At 74.2% G+C, this 18,160-nt stretch carries 18 protein-coding genes; 12 read left to right on the top strand and 6 right to left on the bottom strand.

Annotated elements, in window-relative coordinates; translation table 11 throughout:
• Positions 1 to 23: 23 nt before the first annotated feature.
• Both ACFVXK_RS12915 and ACFVXK_RS12910 read right to left on the bottom strand, forming a co-directional pair.
• Positions 24 to 923 carry an SDR family oxidoreductase gene (locus tag ACFVXK_RS12915; RefSeq protein WP_389611545.1) on the bottom strand — a complete coding sequence of 300 codons (900 nt, stop codon included), beginning with the start codon at positions 921 to 923 and terminating at the stop codon, positions 24 to 26.
• A 53-nt stretch (positions 924 to 976) separates the two neighbouring features.
• Positions 977 to 2,116 (bottom strand): hypothetical protein, encoded by a 1,140-nt coding sequence (locus ACFVXK_RS12910; RefSeq protein WP_389611544.1) that lies wholly within the window; start codon positions 2,114 to 2,116, stop codon positions 977 to 979.
• 301 nt (positions 2,117 to 2,417) lie between these two features.
• Between ACFVXK_RS12910 and ACFVXK_RS12905 the strand changes: the two genes are divergently transcribed.
• The 5 genes from ACFVXK_RS12905 to ACFVXK_RS12885 all read left to right on the top strand — a co-directional run bounded on the left by ACFVXK_RS12905 (position 2,418) and on the right by ACFVXK_RS12885 (position 7,119).
• Complete coding sequence (locus ACFVXK_RS12905) at positions 2,418 to 3,404, top strand: NADPH:quinone oxidoreductase family protein (RefSeq protein ID WP_389611543.1); 987 nt, start codon at positions 2,418 to 2,420, stop codon at positions 3,402 to 3,404.
• The gene (locus ACFVXK_RS12900) at positions 3,401 to 4,591 is read left to right on the top strand and encodes an acyl-CoA dehydrogenase family protein (RefSeq protein WP_389611542.1); all 1,191 of its coding nucleotides are present in this window, start codon (positions 3,401 to 3,403) and stop codon (positions 4,589 to 4,591) included. The genes ACFVXK_RS12905 and ACFVXK_RS12900 overlap by 4 nt, the downstream gene beginning before the upstream one ends.
• Positions 4,588 to 5,736: an acyl-CoA dehydrogenase family protein gene (locus ACFVXK_RS12895; protein ID WP_389611541.1), complete on the top strand. Its 1,149-nt coding sequence runs from the start codon at positions 4,588 to 4,590 to the stop codon at positions 5,734 to 5,736. The genes ACFVXK_RS12900 and ACFVXK_RS12895 overlap by 4 nt, the downstream gene beginning before the upstream one ends.
• Before the next feature lie 123 nt (positions 5,737 to 5,859).
• On the top strand, positions 5,860 to 6,228 hold the full coding sequence (locus ACFVXK_RS12890; RefSeq protein WP_389611540.1) for a tyrosinase family oxidase copper chaperone: 369 nt from the start codon (positions 5,860 to 5,862) through the stop codon (positions 6,226 to 6,228).
• Positions 6,229 to 6,255: 27 nt separating this feature from the next.
• Positions 6,256 to 7,119, top strand: a complete 864-nt coding sequence (locus tag ACFVXK_RS12885; RefSeq protein ID WP_389611539.1) for a tyrosinase family protein — start codon at positions 6,256 to 6,258, stop codon at positions 7,117 to 7,119.
• A 74-nt stretch (positions 7,120 to 7,193) separates the two neighbouring features.
• Here ACFVXK_RS12885 and ACFVXK_RS12880 read toward each other — a convergent pair whose 3' ends face one another.
• Together ACFVXK_RS12880 and ACFVXK_RS12875 are read right to left on the bottom strand one after the other, a co-directional pair.
• The gene (locus ACFVXK_RS12880; RefSeq protein WP_389611538.1) at positions 7,194 to 7,478 is read right to left on the bottom strand and encodes a chaplin; all 285 of its coding nucleotides are present in this window, start codon (positions 7,476 to 7,478) and stop codon (positions 7,194 to 7,196) included.
• Positions 7,479 to 7,571: 93 nt separating this feature from the next.
• Positions 7,572 to 7,895 carry a hypothetical protein gene (locus ACFVXK_RS12875; protein WP_389611537.1) on the bottom strand — a complete coding sequence of 108 codons (324 nt, stop codon included), beginning with the start codon at positions 7,893 to 7,895 and terminating at the stop codon, positions 7,572 to 7,574.
• A 144-nt stretch (positions 7,896 to 8,039) separates the two neighbouring features.
• On the opposite strand from ACFVXK_RS12875, the gene ACFVXK_RS12870 reads away from it, so the two are divergent.
• The gene (locus ACFVXK_RS12870) at positions 8,040 to 9,494 is read left to right on the top strand and encodes a carboxylesterase/lipase family protein (RefSeq protein WP_389611536.1); all 1,455 of its coding nucleotides are present in this window, start codon (positions 8,040 to 8,042) and stop codon (positions 9,492 to 9,494) included.
• Here the strand turns inward: ACFVXK_RS12870 and ACFVXK_RS12865 are convergent.
• The gene (locus ACFVXK_RS12865) at positions 9,472 to 10,866 is read right to left on the bottom strand and encodes an alpha/beta hydrolase-fold protein (RefSeq protein ID WP_389611535.1); all 1,395 of its coding nucleotides are present in this window, start codon (positions 10,864 to 10,866) and stop codon (positions 9,472 to 9,474) included. The two genes, ACFVXK_RS12870 and ACFVXK_RS12865, sit on opposite strands and share 23 nt — an antisense overlap.
• 269 nt (positions 10,867 to 11,135) lie before the next feature.
• On the opposite strand from ACFVXK_RS12865, the gene ACFVXK_RS12860 reads away from it, so the two are divergent.
• The 3 genes from ACFVXK_RS12860 to ACFVXK_RS12850 are packed head-to-tail and all read left to right on the top strand — an operon-like array spanning position 11,136 to position 14,366.
• Positions 11,136 to 12,017 (top strand): alkaline phosphatase family protein, encoded by an 882-nt coding sequence (locus ACFVXK_RS12860; protein ID WP_389611534.1) that lies wholly within the window; start codon positions 11,136 to 11,138, stop codon positions 12,015 to 12,017.
• Between the two features lie 2 nt (positions 12,018 to 12,019).
• Entirely contained in the window at positions 12,020 to 13,282 is a 1,263-nt protein-coding gene (locus tag ACFVXK_RS12855) for an MFS transporter (RefSeq protein ID WP_389611533.1), read from the top strand.
• 55 nt (positions 13,283 to 13,337) lie between these two features.
• The gene (locus ACFVXK_RS12850; protein WP_389611532.1) at positions 13,338 to 14,366 is read left to right on the top strand and encodes a hypothetical protein; all 1,029 of its coding nucleotides are present in this window, start codon (positions 13,338 to 13,340) and stop codon (positions 14,364 to 14,366) included.
• Positions 14,367 to 14,460: 94 nt separating this feature from the next.
• On the opposite strand, the gene ACFVXK_RS12845 is transcribed toward ACFVXK_RS12850, so the two are convergent.
• Positions 14,461 to 15,147 (bottom strand): GNAT family N-acetyltransferase, encoded by a 687-nt coding sequence (locus ACFVXK_RS12845; RefSeq protein ID WP_389611531.1) that lies wholly within the window; start codon positions 15,145 to 15,147, stop codon positions 14,461 to 14,463.
• 140 nt (positions 15,148 to 15,287) lie between these two features.
• On the opposite strand from ACFVXK_RS12845, the gene ACFVXK_RS12840 reads away from it, so the two are divergent.
• From ACFVXK_RS12840 to ACFVXK_RS12830, 3 genes are all read left to right on the top strand, one after another.
• Positions 15,288 to 16,094: an alpha/beta fold hydrolase gene (locus tag ACFVXK_RS12840; protein ID WP_389611530.1), complete on the top strand. Its 807-nt coding sequence runs from the start codon at positions 15,288 to 15,290 to the stop codon at positions 16,092 to 16,094.
• An 81-nt stretch (positions 16,095 to 16,175) separates the two neighbouring features.
• Positions 16,176 to 17,429, top strand: a complete 1,254-nt coding sequence (locus tag ACFVXK_RS12835; protein WP_389611529.1) for an MFS transporter — start codon at positions 16,176 to 16,178, stop codon at positions 17,427 to 17,429.
• Between the two features lie 51 nt (positions 17,430 to 17,480).
• Positions 17,481 to 18,158, top strand: a complete 678-nt coding sequence (locus tag ACFVXK_RS12830) for a (2Fe-2S)-binding protein (RefSeq protein WP_389611528.1) — start codon at positions 17,481 to 17,483, stop codon at positions 18,156 to 18,158.
• Positions 18,159 to 18,160 lie beyond the last annotated feature (2 nt).

Below are 18,160 nucleotides of genomic sequence, written 5' to 3'. Positions count from 1 at the left end.
GTACGCCACTGACAACGCCCCGGTCAGGGGGTGAACGGTCCCCGCCCCAGCTGCTCGCGCACCGGTACGACCTCCGGCTGGACCAGGGACCGCCGCTGCCAGTTCGCCCCGTCGACCACCAGGGTGTGCCCGGTGACGAAGGAGGCGTAGGGGGAGGCGAGGAAGGTGGCCGCCCAGCCGAGTTCGCGCGGTGCCCCCACCCGCAGCGCGGGCTGCCTGGCATCGCTGCCCTCCGGGGCGGCCCGTTCCAGCCCGCCCCGGATGTCGCGGGTCATGTCGGCGTGCGGGAACAGTCCCGGCACGAGGCCGTTGATCCGGATCCCGTACGGGCCCCACTCCACGGCGAGGGTCTCCACCAGGTTCTTCACCCCGGCCTTGGCCGCGGCGCTGTGCGCGAAGCCGGGGCCGCCGGTCCAGGCGTACGAGGCGCCGATGCTGACGATCGAGCCCGGGGTGCCGGCGGCGAGGTGGCGCCGGCCGAACTCGCGGGTCATGAACCAGGTCCCGGTCAAGGTGGTGTCCACCACCGCCCGCCAGGCGTTGGGGGAGAGGTCCTCGGCCGGGCAGGGGAAGTTGGCGGCGGCGTTGTTGACCAGGACGTCCGGCGGCCCGAGCGCCGCCGCGGCCGCGTCGAAGACCTCCGCGACCCGCTCCGGGTCACGGATGTCGCACACGGCGGCCGCCACCCGGCCCGCGCCGGGTACCGCCGCCAGTTCCTCGCGCGCCGCCGCGAGCTGCTCCGCGCGGCGGCCGGCGACCACCACGTCGGCGCCGAGCCGCGCGAACTCGGTGGCGATGGCCTTGCCCAGCCCGGTGCCGCCGCCCGTCACGAGGACCACCCGCCCCCCGTAGGTGCCGGGGGGCAGGGCGCTCGCGCCGAGCGGCGGGGGCGCGGGCAGCCCGCGCCTGGTCTCGTCCGTCATGGGGCATCGATAGCGCGTGGGCGCGGGGATGGCCAGGCCCGCGCACCCGCCGGTCACTGCGGCAGGTAGGCCTGCTTCGTGGCGCAGGTCCAGATCACCGGCTTCAGCGTGCCCGCGGAGTTGACGGCCGCGCCGCCGACCCGGCCGTCGTCGGCGGCCGACGAGGCGGTGCTCGCCCCGTTCGCGGCCAGCCGGGGCAGGGCGAGCAGCGGACCCGCGCCCGGCCACAGCTGCGCCTGGTCGGGGAGGGTCTGCTCGTCCGGATGGAACCTGGCGGTGCCCACGGACACGTTGGTCGTCGGGGTGATCGCCTCGAAGGTGCCGTAGGGGTGGGTCTTCAGGGTGCCGGGGAAGGAGGCGGGCCCGGTGCGGGGCGGCGTCCAGACCGCCGGTGTGAACCGGTAGGCCATGCCGAGCCAGTCGTAGCCGACGATCCGGCCGCTCTCGTCGAGGTCCTGTACGTGGCTGTCGTTCCCGGTGGGGGCCAGGGCCTCGGCGGGGCCGCCGTCGGCGGGCCAGAGCACCGGGTAGGTGCCCTCCCGGTGCTCGCCGGTCTCCGGGACCTCGTAGTCCTCGCGGGCCATACCGAGCACGTCCCCCTTCGTGTTGATCCCGGTGACCAGTTCGATCCTGGTGCCGGGGAGGGCGGTTGCGGGCGCGGGCAGGTCGCGGACCTTCCGGCCGTCCTTCCACACGACGCCCAGACCGCTGCGGTTGCGCGAGACGACGTACCCGGCGTCGTTGACGTCGGCCTCGTCGGACTGGAAGTCGCTGCCGGGCAGGCGGGTGACCGCGGCGTCCCCGGCCCGGTAGGTGAAGAGGTACCCGTCGGCCCCGAGCACGGCGCCCACCATCAGCCCGCTCTTGTTCACGGCCAGCACGGCGCCCGAGAGCGTGGCGTCGGGCACGGGGACCTTGTGGAGCCGGGTACCGGTCCAGTAGACGGGCCTGCCGTCGGAGCGGCCGACGGACAGGTTGCCCGTGCCGAGGCCGAGGACCAGCTCGGTCTGCGGGTTGCCCGTCTGGTAGCCGCCGGAACCGATGGAGCCGAGCACCTGGATGCGGGGCGTGCAGCCGGTGGCCGCCGTGGCCGGTCCGGCCGCGGTGACGATCCCCGCCAGGACGACGGCGGCGGCCGCCGCCGCGGTGGCGCGGCGCGTACGGGTGCGCGTGTGCGTGCGGGTGCTGTTCAAGGTGGTGTTCCCCCCGTGGTCCGTGCCCGTGGGGCGGGCGCGCCCCGGAGCGATGCGCTCCGGTCGCACACCCCCCCCACGGTGCGTCATATGCCCTGGGAAAGGGGCGTGTTGATGCTATATCCCGGTACTCCCGTTCACCCGTCGTTCGCGCGTTTGATGATCGGGAAGGGTGGCCGGTCCTGGCGGGAGCGGCTCCCCACCCCCGGTACGCCCCGTTCCGCGGAGGGTTCCCAAGGTGTCAAGCGACCGCTTAGTATGCCGCCGAGCGTGGTTCCTCGACGGCGGCTGGAGGCCCCGGATGCAGGCATGGCGAGTACACACGACCGGTGAACCCCGCGAGGCCATGCGCCTCGAGGAGGTCCCCGAACCGGTACCCGGCGAGGGCGAGGTCAGACTCAGGGTGCTCGCCGCCAACGTCAACTTCCCCGACGCCCTCCTCGCCCGGGGCCAGTACCAGATCCGGCCGCCGCTGCCCTTCACCCCCGGCGTCGAGGTCTGCGGCGAGACCGAGGACGGCCGGCGCGTCCTCGCCAACCCGAGCCTGCCCCACGGCGGGTTCGCCGAGTACGTCACCGCCCCCGCGCGCGCCCTGCTCCCCGCCCCCGGCTCCCTCGACGACGCCGAGGCCGCCGCCCTGCACATCGGCTACCAGACCGGCTGGTTCGGCCTCCACCGCAGGGCCCGCCTGCAGCGCGGCGAGACCCTGCTCGTGCACGCCGCCGCAGGCGGGGTCGGCAGCGCCGCCGTCCAGCTCGGCAAGGCCGCCGGGGCCACCGTCATCGGGGTCGTCGGCGGCAAGGCCAAGGCCCGCACCGCCGAGGAGCTCGGCTGCGACCTCGTCCTCGACCGCACGGACGAGGACCCCGCCGGGATCGCGGCCCGGGTCAAGGAGTTCACCGGCGGCCGCGGCGCCGACGTCGTCTACGACCCCGTCGGCGGCGACGCCTACGCCGCCTCCGCCAAATGCGTGGCCTTCGAGGGCCGCATCGTGGTCGTCGGCTTCGCCGGCGGCACCGTCCCCGCCCCGGCCCTCAACCACGCCCTGGTCAAGAACTACGCCGTCCTCGGCCTCCACTGGGGGCTCTACGCCGCCAAGGACCCCGCCGCCGTCCTCGCCTGCCACGCCGAACTCACCCGCCTCGCCGACCAGGGCGCGATCACCCCCCTGGTCAGCGAACGCATCCCGCTCGCCGGGGCCGCCGACGCCGTCCAGCGCGTCGCCGACGGCACCACCACCGGCCGGCTCGTCGTCGTACCGTCCCTCCCGGACGGCGGCGGCCGATGACCCTCACCGCCGGGGAACTCCTCGCCCGCACCCGGGACCTGCTCGCCGCCCACCCGCCCGGCACCACCGCCCCCGCCGACTTCCTGCGCGCCCGCTTCGACGCCGGACTCGCCTGGGTCCACTACCCCGAGGGCCTCGGCGGCCTCGGTGCGCCCCGCACCCTCCAGGCCGCCGTGGACGGCGAACTGGAGGCAGCCGGAGCCCCCGACAACGACCCGCGCCGGATCGGCATCGGCCTGGGCATGGCCGCGCCCACGATCCTCGCCTACGGCACCGACGAGCAGAAGCACCGCTTCCTGCGCCCCCTGTGGCTGGGGGAGGAGGTCTGGTGCCAGCTGTTCAGCGAGCCCGGAGCCGGCTCGGACCTCGCCGCCCTCGGCACCCGCGCCGTCCTCGACGAGGAGGCCGGGGAATGGGTGGTCGACGGACAGAAGGTGTGGACCTCCAGCGCCCACACCGCCCGCTGGGCCATCCTGATCGCCCGCACCGACCCGGCGCTCCCCAAACACCGGGGCATCACCTACTTCCTGTGCGACATGCACGCCCCCGGCGTCGAGGTCCGCCCGCTGCGCCAGATCACCGGCGAGGCCGAGTTCAACGAGGTCTTCCTCACCGGCGTCCGCATCCCCGACGCCCACCGCCTCGGAGCCGTCGGCGAAGGCTGGGCCGTCGCCCGCACCACCCTGATGAACGAACGCGTCTCCATCGGCGGCATGCGCCTCCCGCGCGAGGGCGGCATGATCGCCCCCGTCGCCGCGGCCTGGCGCGCACGCCCGGAGCTGCGCACCCACGCCCTGCACCAGCGGCTGCTCGGCCTGTGGGTGGAGGCCGAGGTGGCCCGCCTCACCGGCGAACGGCTGCGCCAGCAGCTCGCGGCCGGCCAGCCGGGCCCCGAGGGCAGCGGGATGAAGCTCACCTTCGCCCGCCTCAACCAGGAGATCAGCGGCCTGGAGGTGGAACTCCTCGGCGAGGAGGGCCTCCTGTACGAGGACTGGACGATGCGCCGCCCCGACCTCGTCGACTTCACCGGCCGCGACGCCGGATACCGCTACCTGCGCGCCAAGGGCAACAGCATCGAGGGCGGCACCAGCGAGATCCTCCTCAACATCGTCGCCGAACGCGTCCTCGGACTGCCCGCCGAACCGCGCGACGACAAGGACACCCCCTGGAAGGACCTCGCCCGATGACCGCACTCCCGCCGCGGCCGGGCCACCCGGCCCCCCGCGCCCCCATCGACCTGCTCTACTCCGGCACGGAGGAGGAACTCCGCGCGGCCGTACGGTCCCTGCTCGCCGACCGCTGCGCCCCCGCGGACGTGCTGGCCCGCGCGGAGACCGGCCGCCCCCACGACCCGCGGCTGTGGCACACCCTGGCCGCGGAGATCGGCGCCGCCGGACTGCTCGTCCCCGAGCAGCTGGGCGGGGCGGGCGCCGGTCACCGGGAGGCCGCCGTGGTCCTGGAGGAACTGGGCCGGGCCGTGGCCCCCGTCCCGTACCTGACCGGCTCCGTGCTCGCCACGGAGATCCTGCTCACCTGCGCCTGCGACGGCCCCGAAGCGGCGGACCTGGTCCGGGAGCTCGCGGCCGGCCGCCTCTTGTGCGTGCCCGCCCTGCCGCTCACCCTGGCCCCCGGCGCGCCGCTGCCGGCGCCGCTGCACGACGCCGGGGGAGGGGTGCTCAGCGGTACCGTCACCTCCGTCGCCGACGCGGTGGCCGCCGACGTGCTGCTGGTCCTCGCCGACACCGGGCTGCACGCGGTCCCCGCCGACCGGGCGGTCCTGCGGCCGGCGGTCCCGCTCGACCTGACCCGTCCGCTGGCCACCGTCACCCTCGACGCCGCCTCCGGCACCCGTCTCGCCGACCCCGCGACGGCCCGGGCGGCCGTGGCCGGGGCCCTGCTGTCCGGGGCGGGCCTGCTGGCCTCGGAACAGCTCGGGCTGGCCGAGTGGTGCCTCACCGAGACCGTCGCGTACCTGCGCGGCCGCCACCAGTTCAACCGCCCCGTCGGTTCCTTCCAGGCCCTCAAGCACCGCCTGGCCCAGCTGTGGCTGGACGTGGCCTCCGCCCGCGCGGCCGCCCGCGCCGCCGCCGACGCCCTCGCCACGGCCGCCCCGGACGCGCCCCTCACGGTGGCCGTCGCCCAGGCCCACTGCTCCGGGGTCGCGGTCCGCGCGGCCGAGGAGTGCGTACAGCTGCACGGCGGCATCGGCATGACCTGGGAACACCCCGCCCACCTCTACCTCAAGCGCGCCAAGGCCGATTCGCTGGCGCTGGGCACCGCGGGCCACCACCGGGGCCTGGTGGCCGACTTCGCCGAACTCCCGGCGCCGTAGCCCCGGCCCGCCGCGCGGCGGCGAAAGTCCGGCCCCGCGCGGCGGAACCGTTCCGCACTGGTGACCTCCCCCCGCCACTCCGCGTTAGACCCCCGTACGCGGACCACCGAGCGAGGGAGACCCATGCACGCCAGCGCCAGCGCCACCTGCACCCGCCGCGCCTTCCTCCGTTCGGCGTTCGGCGCGGCCGCCCTCGCCGGTACCGCCGCCGCGCTGGCCCCCGTGCTGCGCGCCCGCCGCCCCCGCCAGACGCTCGGCCCGGCCCCGCTCAGCGAGGAGACGTACCGGGGCCGGCACATCAGCGTCGACCCGGCCTCGGCGGCGGTCCGCATCGACGGCCGTCCCCTGCACGTGATGCGCCGGGCCGACGGCAGCTACCTCAGCGCGGTCAACCACTTCCAGTCCTACGACACCCCGCTGGAAGCGGCCCGCGCCGCAGTCGACGAACTCGGCACCACCCAGCTGGCCCTGGCCGCCCCGCACCACGGCTGACCGGCCGGGAGAAGGAGGACCCCCGCGGTGTACACGCGGCAGAACCAGAAGAACCTCACCAGTGCGCAGAAGAAGCGGTTCACGTCCGCGCTGCTGGAACTCAAGCGCGACGGAACCTACGACGAGTTCGTGCGCACCCACGGCACCTATTTCGTGCCCGACCGGGACACCAAGCGGCGCGTGGGCCACATGTCCCCGTCGTTCTTCCCCTGGCACCGCAGCTACCTGCTGGAGTTCGAGAAGCGGCTGCGGGCCGTGGACCCCCAGGTCTCCGTGCCGTACTGGGACTGGACCGCCGACTCCAGCCCCGTCTCCTCCCTGTGGGCCGAGGACTTCCTCGGCGGCACCGGCCGGGAGGGCGACCTCCAGGTGACGACCGGCCCCTTCGCCCACCGGAACGGGAACTGGACGATCACCGAGGGGGTCAGCGAGGCCCCGTTCCTCACCCGCAACCTCGGACGCCCGGGCAACCCGGTCTCCCTGCCGACGGCCGCCGAGCTCAAGTGGGCGATCGACGACCCGGTCTACGACTCCTCGCCCTGGAACTCCACCACCGGGGCCGGGAGCTTCCGCAACAAGCTGGAGGGCTGGGCCGCCCCCAAGAGCGAGCGCTGGCGCAACCACAACAAGGTCCACCAGTGGATCGGCGGCCACATGACGGGCGCGACCTCCCCGAACGACCCCGCGTTCTGGCTGCACCACGCCTTCGTGGACCTGATCTGGGACCGCTGGCAGCAGCGCCACCCCGGTTCCGGCTACCTGCCGGCCGCTCGGCTGGAACCCGGCGACCTCCAGCGCGGCCGGGTGATCTCCCTGGACGAGCCGATGCCCCCGTGGGGCGTCACCCCGCGCGAGATGCTCGGCCACGGGGGCGTCTACCGCTACGAGTGACGGGGGACGAGGGACACGGGAAAGGCCCCCGCCGTCGGGCGGGGGCCTTGTCGCCGGTCAGGCGGGGGAGGCGATCACTCGCCGTAGCTGCCGCCCTCGGTGTGGTGGCCGCCGCCGCCCGAGGCGTTGACGCAGGTGTTGCCGAAGGCCGGGTTCAGCAGGGCGATCACGTTGACGGTGTTGCCGCAGACGTTGACCGGGACGTGAACCGGAACCTGAACGAGGTTGCCCGACAGGACACCGGGGGAGCCGACCGCCGCACCGTGCGCTCCGGCATCGGCGACGGCCAGACCGGCGCCGGCGGCCAGGGTGCTGCCGGCGACAGCGGTGATGGCGAATGCCTTCGCGATACGCGACATCAAGATCTCCTCGTGAGATGTGGGCGCCGCATCCTCTGCGGCATTTGACATGGCATACAACGCGGCGAGCGCCGAGTGGTCACGGCCCGTGGGCTACCCGGGGAGAGAAAAACGGACAGAGGCGAAGGAGGGCCGGACCGGACTGACCGCTTCCGGCCGCATAACCGCCACCACCGGGCCCTTGCAGTGCGGTTCGCGGTACAGGGAGGCGACGAGCGGCGTCTGGTTCGTGACCGCGCGCCCGCCGCCGCCCGCCGCCTCCACGCAGCCCTTCGTGGAGGTCACGCCGTGGACGCGGTCGTCCTGGCCGACGTACTGGAATCCGGCTCCGGCGGCCTGCGCCGCGCCGGCCGCCGCCGACAGCAGGGCGCCCAGGACCAGGGCGGCCGCGGCAGGGGGGATGAGGTTCGCTCGCATGCCGGTCCAACCCGGCGCGCCCGGGAGCCGGTCACGCCTTGTCACCCTCCGGACGGCTGTGCGACCGTGCTCGCAACGCCCGGAAGCGGAACCGGGCCTGAGCGGAGCCCGGACGCGGACCGGGGCCGACCGAGGAGAGCGCGGATGAGTACAGCGGGCGGCGCCCACCGGCCCCGGGCCGGCACCGGGCACGGAGTCGTGGAGGGCCGCTGGGAGTCCGGCGGCACCGCCGTCTTCCGCGGCGTCCCCTACGCGGCCCCGCCCACCGGCCCCCTGCGCTTCGCCGCCCCGCGGCCCCCGGACGCCTGGGACGGCGTGCGCGACGCGGGGGCGTTCGGGCCCACCGCGCCCAAGGTGCCCTACCCGCCGGCCTTCGCCGCCCTGCTGTCCGACCCGGAGATCCCCGGCGAGGACTGCCTCACCCTCAACGTCTGGACCCCGGACCCGGCGCCCGGGGCCCGGCTGCCCGTCATGGTCTGGATCCACGGCGGCGCCCACACCCGGGGCTCGTCCGCGGTCCCCGTCTACGACGGCTCGGCCTTCGCCCGTGACGGGGTCGTGCTGGTCTCGATCAACTTCCGGCTCGGGGTCCTCGGCTACGGACTCTTCCCCGACGCCCCGGCCAACCGGGGCCTCCTCGACCAGATCGCCGCCCTGGAATGGGTCCGGGACAACATCGCCGCCTTCGGCGGGGACCCCGGGCGCGTCACCGTCTTCGGGGAGTCCGCCGGGGCCATCAGCATCGGCGCCCTGACGGCCGCCCCGCGCGCCGCCGGCCTCTTCGCCCGGGCCGTGCTGCAGAGCGGGGCCCCCGAAGCGCTCCCGCGCGACCAGGTCCGCACGATGGTCCGGCGGATGGCCGCCCGGCTGCGGGTCCCCGCGACCGCCCGGGCCTTCGAGGGGGTGGGCCTGCCCGCGCTGCTCGCCGCCCAGGAGGCGGCCATGCGCCGCTCCTCCCCGGTGCTGGGCGGCCCCGCCTTCGGGCTGGTCACCGACCCGGACACGCTCCCGGCCGACCCCCTGGAGGCCGCCGCGGCCTCGGACGTGCCGCTGCTGATGGGCTGGACCGCACAGGAGCACCGGCTGTGGCTCGCCCCGACCGGCGGGGGGCGGCTGCTGGACCGGCTCGGGCCGCTCGCGGTGGCGTACGGGCGGCTGCGCGGGGGCAAGGACCGGGCCGCCGTACGGGCCGTGCGCGCGGCGCTGCCGGACGCCTCCCCGGCCGACCTCGCCGGGCACCTGGTCACCGACCGGCTGCTGCGCGACCCCCTGCGCCGGATCGCCGGGGCCGACCGGCCGGCCCCGAGCCACCTCTACGAGTTCCGCTGGCCGAGCGGGCTGCCCGGGCTCGGCGCCTGCCACGCGCTGGAGCTGGGCTTCGTCTTCGACACCCTCGGCCTGCCCGAGTCCCGCTGGCTGGCCGGGCCGGACGCGCCGCAGGCCCTCGCCGACGAGATGCACCGGGCGTGGGTCGGCTTCGCCACCACCGGGGACCCGGGCTGGGCCCCGTGGGACGGCAACGGCCCGCCGAAGGTCTTCGACGGGCCGGAGCCGGAGGCAGTGCGTGCGGAGGCCGTTACTCCACTGGTCCTTCCATGACCTTGCTGATGAACTCGATCGGTCCCTCGCCCATGTTGGGCACATAGGTCTTGGCGTTGTGCTCGCCGCCCGGGATCACCCTCAGCGTGGTGTGGATGGGTCCCTTGGTATAGGTGGAGACGAACTTCTGCACGTCGGGAAGGGTCTTCTTGTTGCTCTCGTTGTCGCCGACCTGGAAGGCCAGGTAGACGTCCGGAGACCCCTTCTTGTCGATGAGCTGCTTGGCGAGCACCTCGGGGTTGTTCTCCGCCTTCTCCTTGTCGAAGCCCTTCCACAGCGGGGAGTCGGGCACGATGTCGGGGCCGGAGCAGATGGCGGCCTTGAACTTCTCGGGGTACTTCAGCACCGCCTTGAGGCTCGCGAAGCCGCCGGTGGAGGAGCCCATGAACGCCCAGCCGTCACGCGACTTGATGGTGCGGAAGTTCTCCCGCATCAGGTCCGGCACGTCGTCGGTCAGCCAGGTGCCCATCTTGGGCTGGTTGGGGATGTCGGAGCCGTCCCAGTAGATGCCCTTGTCCGGCTCCGGGTTCAGCACGGGCATGGCGAGGATGAACGGCTTGCTCTTGCCCTCGCTGTACCACTTGCTGATGCTGGCCTGGAGCTTGAGGTCCGTGCCCATCCAGTAGTTCACCGGGTAGCCGGCGCCGCCGGGCAGGGCGATCATGACCGGGAAGCCGCTCTTGGCGAACTTGGGGTCGTTGTACTCCTTCGGAGCCCAGACCCACACCTTGCCCTTGAACCCGGACTTCTTGCCGTCCAGCTCGGTGACCGCCACGTGGGTGCCGTCCGAGAGGGTCGAGGCGTTCTTGAACTGGGCCGTGGGGTTGGTCGGCATCGACATCTTCGAGTTCGGCGCCTGCTTGCCGCCCGCCTGGCCGCCGCCCCCGGGCTTGCCGAAGGACACGGCCTCGCCCTTGTCGCTGAACGGCGGTATCTCGAAGTACGCCATGACACCGGCGCCGATGCCGGCGAGGGCCAGCACGGTGACGCCCGCGATGATCCACTTCTTCGCCTTGGACTTCCGGCGCGGCGGTTCCTCGTCGTAGGGAGGCTCGTACCGGTCGTACTGCTGCTGCTGCTGCTGCTGGTGCTGGTACTGCTGCTGCTCGAAACGGGGCTGCACCTGCGTCGGCGCGTCGTAACCGTACTGGTCCTGCCCGTACGGGCCGCCCTGCTGCGGCCGGCCCTGCTGCGGCCGGCCCTGCTGGGGTCCGCCGTAACCGGGTCCGCCGTAGGGCTGGCCGCCCTGCGGGGGCTGGCCGTAGGGCGGCTGCGGCCGGCCCTGCTGCTGGCCGTAGGGCGGGCGCGGGGGCGGGTTCTGACCTTCCGGCCTGTACGGCGGCTGGTACTGGCCGTCGGGTGAGTACGACATGTGCGGTGGCTCTCCGGCTGTAGCTGGCCCCGTCGTGGGGAGGACTGCTTCCGTTCGAATGATGAACGATAGTGCCTCGGGGTTCCCTATTTTTCCTTTTCTTGACGGTCCAGGGGGTAGTGCGTTGCCCATCGCCTGGAGGGCGCGCGGAGTTCCCCTGCTGTTACCCGCGCGTCCCTGGCCCATGCACATGCCCCTGGGTATGGTGCGTCCGCGCCGCCGCCCCCAAGACTTCCCCCATGTGCCCGGAGGTACATCCCGTGTTTGGCATGACCATTTCACGGCCTCGCCGCAAGACCGCCCTCGCCACCGCCTTCGGCGTCACCGCCGCCGGCGCCGCCCTGTGGGCCGGCGTCGGCAGCGCCCAGCCCGCGCACGCCGCGGGCCTGCCCGCCCCCGACCACACCGTCGTCGTGGTCTTCGAGAACCACGCCTACAACCAGGTCATCGGCAGCTCCAGCGCCCCCTACATCAACTCCCTCAAGGCCGGGGGTGCCAACCTCACCCAGTCCTTCGGCATCACCCACCCCAGCCAGCCCAACTACATGCAGCTGTTCTCGGGCTCCAACCAGGGCGTCACGGACGACAGCTGTTACACCCCCGGCTTCAGCTCCGCGCCCAACCTGGCCTCCGAGCTGATCGCCGCCGGCAAGAGCTGGGGCAGCTACAACGAGACCCTCCCCAGCCAGGGCTCCACCACCTGCTCCAGCGGCAAGTACGCCCGCAAGCACAACCCCTGGTTCGCCTTCTCCAACGTGCCCACCAGCACCGCGAAGACGATGACCCAGTTCCCGACGGACTTCACCACCCTGCCCCAGGTGTCCTTCGTCGTCCCGAACCTCTGCAGTGACATGCACGACTGCTCCGTCGGCACCGGCGACACCTGGCTCAAGAACAACCTCAAGGCCTACGCGGACTGGGCCAAGACCCACAACAGCCTCCTCGTGGTCACCTTCGACGAGGACAACCGCCTCGCCGGCAACCAGATCCCGACCGTGCTCTACGGCCAGCCCGTGACCCCCGGCTCCTCGTCGGCCACCACCTACAACCACTACGACATGCTGCGGACCCTGGAGGGCCTGGCCGGGCTGACCACCCACGCCGGGAACGCCGCCACCGCCAAGGACATCACGGGGATCTGGGCTTCCTGACCATGTACGTCGCGGACAGTCGCGGTACCCCCGCGCCCGCCGTGGCCCCCGAGACGCCGGCCGTCGCCCTGGGCACCAGCCCGGGGCGGCGCGCCGCCCTCGCCCCCACGGTGCTCGCCCTGGGCACGGTCAGCCTGATCACCGACGTCTCCTCCGAGATGGTCACGGCCGTGCTCCCGCTCTACCTCGTCGCCGGACTCGGGCTCACCCCGCTCGGCTTCGGCCTCCTCGACGGGGTCTACAACGGCGTCAGCGCCCTGGTCCGCCTCACCGGCGGCCACCTCGGCGACCGCCTCGGCCGCCACAAGGCGCTCGCCGGCATCGGCTACGGCCTCTCCGCCCTGTGCAAGCCGCTCCTGCTGCTCGCCCACACCCTGCCCGCCATCGGCGCCGTCCTCGCCCTGGACCGCACCGGCAAGGGACTGCGCACCGCCCCGCGCGACGCGCTGATCTCCCTGGCCGCCGCCCCCGAGGACCGCGGCCGGGCCTTCGGCGTGCACCGGGCCATGGACACCGCCGGCGCGCTGATCGGACCGCTCCTGGCCTTCCTGATCCTGCGCGGCGCCGCCGACGGCTACGACGCCGTCTTCACCGTCAGCGCCTGCGTGGCCGCCCTCGGCGTCCTGGTGCTGGTCCTCTTCGTACCCGGCCGCCGCACCGAGCCGGCCCCCGACGCCGCCCCGGTCTCCCTGCGGGCCTCCCTCGGCCTGCTGCGCCGCCGGGACCTGCGCCGCACCGCCCTGTGCGCGCTGCTGCTGGGGCTGTGCACCGTCAGCGACGCCTTCGTCTTCCTGCTGCTGCAGAAGGCCACCGGGATCGCCGACCGCTGGTTCGCGCTGCTGCCGCTCGGCACCGCCGCGGCCTTCTTCCTGCTCGCGATGCCCCTGGGCCGCCTCGCCGACCGCGTCGGCCGCCGCCGGGTCTTCCTCGGCGGCCACCTCGCGCTGCTCCTCGCGTACGGACTGCTCCTCACCGGCGCCGCCCACCCGGCCCTGCCCTACGCGGTCCTCCTGCTGCACGGCGCCTTCTACGCCGCCACCGACGGCGTGCTCATGGCCGAGGCCGCCGGAGCCGTGCCCGAGGAGCACCGGGGCGGCGGGCTCGCCCTCGTCCAGACCGGCCAGGCCCTCGCCCGGTTCGCCGCCTCCCTGGGCTTCGGCGCCGCCTGGACCGTCTGGGGTCCCCGGCCCGCCCTCGCGGTGGCCGCCGTCCTGCTCGCGCTCGCCGTCGCCGGCTGCGCCCGGCTGAAGCCCGACGGGACCTGACCCGGGCCGCCGCCCGCACCACCGCATCCCCACACGAGAAAGACCGAAGGCCCCCATGACCCTCCAGCGCCGGATCCTGATCCTGGTCTGCGCCGTCGTCCTGCTCGCCGCCGTCGGAGTGATCGCCGTGGTCCGGGCCGGGTCGCGGGCCGACGAGAAGGACCAGGCCCGGCCCGGCGGCCCGCAGATCACCCCGGGAACGGTCTCCCTCGCCCCCGGCGACGGGGGCCGGCGGATGGTCTTCCGGAACATGGCCTGGGGCCCGCACCGCGACGAGCTCACCTCCGTGCCGGCCGCGGCCCCCGACGGCCCCCGCACCTCCTCCGGGGTGAAGTGCCTGCGCTTCTTCGCGGCCGCCGGCACCGGGATCTGCCTGCAGTCCGACAAGGGCGGGGTCCAGGAGAGCTACCGGGCGGTCGTCCTCGACGCCGGCCTGGGGGAGGTCGCCTCCCGCCCCCTCGCCGGGATCCCCACCCGCGCCCGGGTCTCGCCGGGCGGGCACCTGGTGGCCTGGACGGTCTTCGTCGGCGGGGACTCGTACGCGGGCACGAACTTCTCCACCCGCACCTCCCTGCTCGACCTGCGCACCGGGAAGTACGACGCCTCCCTGGAGGACTTCACGATCCTCATGGACGCCAAGACCTACCGGAACGCCGACGTCAACTTCTGGGGGGTCACCTTCGCCGCCGACGAGAAGACCTTCTACGCGACCCTCGCCACCGGCGGCCGCACCCACCTGGTCCGCGGCGACCTCGCCGCGCGCACGGTGACCGTCCTGCGCGAGAACCTGGAGTGTCCCTCGCTCTCCCCGGACGGGACCCGACTGGTCTTCAAGAAGCGGGTGCCCGGCCTGCCCGAGGACGCCCCCTGGCGGCTGTACGTCCTGGACCTGGCCTCCATGAAGGAGACCCCGCTCGCCGAGGAGCGCAGCGTGGACGACCAGGTGGTGTGGACCGACGACCGGACCGTCGTCTACTCCCTGCCCGGGGACTTCGGCGCGGACCTGTACTCCGTGCCGGCCGACGGCGGCGGCACGGTGACCCGGGTGACGGCCTCGGCCCTCGCCCCGGCCTTCCTCGGCTGAGCGGCCGGGGCAGGGGCGGGACGAGGGCCGGGAGTCCCGCGGCGCGGGGCGCCGCGGGACGGTGGAACCGGGCGGGCGGGAGCCCGCAGGACCGTTACGCCGGAATCAGCGTCTTGCGCCTGCGCCTGCGCGGCGCCGCCGCCGACATGCGCAGCTCGATGATCGAGCGGACCGTGGGCCACTCCTCGTCGAGGATCGAGTAGAAGGCCGTGCTGCGCACCGCTCCGTCCAGCCCCCGCGAATGGGCCCGGCGGACCCCTTCGCAGGTGAAGCCGAGACGTTCCATCGCGGCCCGCGAGCGCCCGTTGCGGGCGTCCGCCCGCAGCGAGATGCGGCGCACGCCCCAGGTCTCGAAGGCGTGGCGCAGCATGAGCAGCTTGGCCTCGGTGTTGATGCCGGTCCCCTGGGCGGCCGGGGACAGCCAGGTGTTCCCGATCTCGGCCGCGTCGGGGATCGCCGTCGCGGGATCCCCGAAGGGCACCCCGGGCACGGCGGGCCAGACGAGCGGCCCCTGCCAGTAGTCGAGTTCCAGGAACCGGGTCGACCCGACCACCCGCCCGTCAGAGGCTCTGACCACGGCGAACGCAAGGGATCGACCCGCTGCCTGATCGGAGAGGGCGCGGTCGATGTACTCGTGGGACGCCTGCAACCCGTGCGGCACGGGAGTGAAGGCGTAAGTCGTACGATCCTCGGCCCCGGCCTCGGCCAGGGCCTCGGTGTGGTGGGGGGCGAGGGGCTCGAGCCGCACGGAGCGGCCGGCGAGGAGTACGGGTACGGGCACGGAGCCTTCGGTCCTTCTGGGCGGTGGGGTGGTTGCACAGTCTGCGTCCCTGACGTCACCCCCCGCGCAAAACGCGGGTGAAAGGCAACGGGCTGTCAGGTGAACGCGAGTGGCTCAATGTAGCCCCTTAGGGTCCTCTCATGAACCCCCTATTTGGCAATGGCGCAAAGTGTGTTTTCGATGACTTTGGTCCGACGGCCGGAGCGCCCGTGATCCTCGTCCACGGACACCCGTTCAACCGCTCGATGTGGGCCCCGCAGACGGCGGCGCTGACCGCGGCCGGCTACCGCGTAATCGCCCCTGACCTGCGAGGATACGGGGAGAATCCGGCCGTCGAGGAGAAGACCCCGCTCGCCGCCTTCGCCGACGACCTGGCGGGGCTGCTCCGGGACCTGGGTATCGAACGGGCGGTCGTCGGAGGAGTGTCCATGGGCGGGCAGATCGCGATGGAGCTCAGGTTGCGCCACCCGGGTCTCGTGCGGGCCCTCGTCCTCTCCGACACCTCCCCCGTTCCGGAGACCGGGGAAGGCGCGGAGTTCCGCCGGAGGACCGCCGAGCGGCTTCTTGCGGAGGGGATGGATCCGTATGCCGAAGAAGTCATTGACAAGATGCTGGCGCCCTACAACGTCACCGGCCAGCCGGAGGCGGCCGCCCGGGTCAGCGCCATGATGCGGGCCACCGACCCGCGGGGCGCCGCCGCGGCCCTGCGCGGCCGGGCCGAGCGGCCCGACTACCGGCCCGTGCTCGCGGCCCTGCCCCCGGAGGTGCCCTGCCTGGTGCTGGTGGGCGCCGACGACGTCTACACCCCGGTCGCGGAGGCCGAGGCCCTGTGCGCCCTCGTCCCGCACGCCCGGCTCGAGGTGATCGAACGGGCCGGGCACCTGCCGGGGGTGGAACAGCCGGAGGCCTTCAACCGGGCGCTGCTGGAGTTCCTCGGCGGCCTCTGAGCCGCGGGCCGCGGAATGGCCCATCTGACAGATGCCTGAGCGGCCCATGCCGGCGGGCCGTTTCGATGATCCAATGGACCGGTGACGATACGGTTCCTGCCCGCGCCCGGCGCGCCCCGCCGCCTGGCCGCCGCCCAGTTGAGCAACTCCGTCGGCGATGGTGCCTACTACGTGTGCTCCGCGCTCTACTTCACCCGCGTGGTGGGCCTCTCGCCCGCCCAGATCGGCCTCGGCCTGACCCTCGCCTGGGCGGTCGGCTCGGTCGCCGGGGTGCCGCTGGGCGCCCTGGCCGACCGCCGGGGGCCGCGCGGCACCTCGGTGCTGCTGGCGCTGGCCACCGCGGCCTCGGTGGCCTCCTTCCTGTTCATCCGGTCCTTCCCGGCCTTCCTGTGCGCCGTGGTCCTCTACGCCGTCTCCCAGTGCGGCCTCGCCGCCGCCCGCCAGGCCCTGCTCGCCGGCCTGGTGGCCCCGCAGGAGCGCACGGGTGTGCTGGCCCACCTCCAGTCCACCCTCAACGCCGGACTGGCGCTGGGCGCGGCCCTGGGCGGCCTCGCCCTCGGCGCGGGCACCGAGCGGGCCTACCTCGTGGTGTTCGCCCTGGACGCGGCGAGCTTCCTGGTCTGCGCCGCCGTCCTGCGCGGGCTGCCCCCGGTCGGGCCCGCCCCCGGGCGGGCGGCGGGGGAGCCGCGGCTGGCGGTGCTGCGCGACCGGCCGTACGCCCTGGTCACACTGCTCAACGCGGTCCTGCTGCTGCGGATGCCGCTGCTGAGCCTGGCGATCCCGCTGTGGATCGCCGAGCGCACCCAGGCCCCGGGCTGGCTGGTGTCGGCGCTGTTCGTGCTGAACACCCTCGCCGTGATGCTGTTCCAGGTGCGCCTGGCCCGGCCCGTCACCGACCTGGACAGCGCCGGGCGGGCCCTGCGCGTCTCCGGTGTTGTCATGGCCCTGTCCTGCGCGGTGTTCGCCGTCTCGGCGCTGCCGTCCTCCGGGTGGGCGGCGGCCGCGCTGCTCGTCGCCGGCGCCGCGCTCCAGGCCGACGCCGAGATGCGGCAGTCGGCGGGGTCCTGGCAGATCGGGTTCTCGCTGGCCCCGGCCGAGCGGATCGGGCAGTACCAGGGCTTCTTCGGTACCGGGGTCCCCGTCGCCCGGACCCTGGGCCCGCTGCTGCTGACCGCGCTGCTCCTGCTCTGGGGGATCCCCGGCTGGCTGCTGCTCGGCGGGCTGCTGCTGGCGGCCTCGTTCGCGATGGGCCCGGCCTCCCGCTGGGCCGAGGCCAAGGCCCGGGGCGAGGGCGGCCGGACGCCCGCCGACGCGACCTCGCCCGGGCTCTCCTGACCCCCCTCCCCGGCGCCTCGGGATGGCAAGCGCCCCTGCGATCATGCGGGGATGGACTTCGAGGACGTACTGGCCGGGCTGGCCGCCGTCGGCCCCTTCTTCACCGTCCCGTACGGGGAGGAGCCGCCCGGGCCGGGCTTCCGGCCGCTGACGGAGCTCTACGGGGAGCACCTCGGCCCCTACGTCGCCGAGGTGGGCCGGCGGATCCGCTGCGGGCCGGACCGGGTGGCGGCCTCGACCGCGCAGTTCGGGATCGTCTCCCGGCTCTGGTCGCTGGGCCTCGGCTGCGCCGCCCTGGGCGGGCGGGTGCCGGACCTGGCCCCCGACCGGGTGTGGTGGCGGCTGCCCGAGGCGGGTTCGCTCCAGCTGTGGCTGCCCGCGCCCGCCGCCGTCCTGCCCGCGGCGGCGCTGGGGGAGACCGTGCTGGGCAACCTGGCCGTACTGGACTCCGCGCTGCGGCGGGCGTACGGGGTCTCGGAGCGGGTGCTGCGCGGGAACGCCGCCTCCGGGCTCGTCGGGTCCCTGCGCGTGCTGCTCGACCGGGTGCCGGGTGAAGCAGCCGTGGAGCTGGCCGCCGCCCTGCTGGCCGAGGGCGGGGCGCTGGCGGGCACCGGGGAGTTCGTCCACGAGGAGGGCCAGGGGGTGGCCTTCGTCCGCCGCAGCTGCTGCCTCTACTACAAGGTGCCCGGCGGCGGGCTGTGCGGGGACTGCGTCCTGCGGACCAGGTAGCG

The sequence above is a fragment of the Streptomyces sp. NPDC058157 genome (genome assembly GCF_042884105.1).
In the GTDB taxonomy this organism is placed as follows: domain Bacteria; phylum Actinomycetota; class Actinomycetes; order Streptomycetales; family Streptomycetaceae; genus Streptomyces.
The sequence above is the reverse complement of the archived record's forward strand: the minus strand, read 5'-3'. Positions and strand labels throughout refer to the sequence as shown.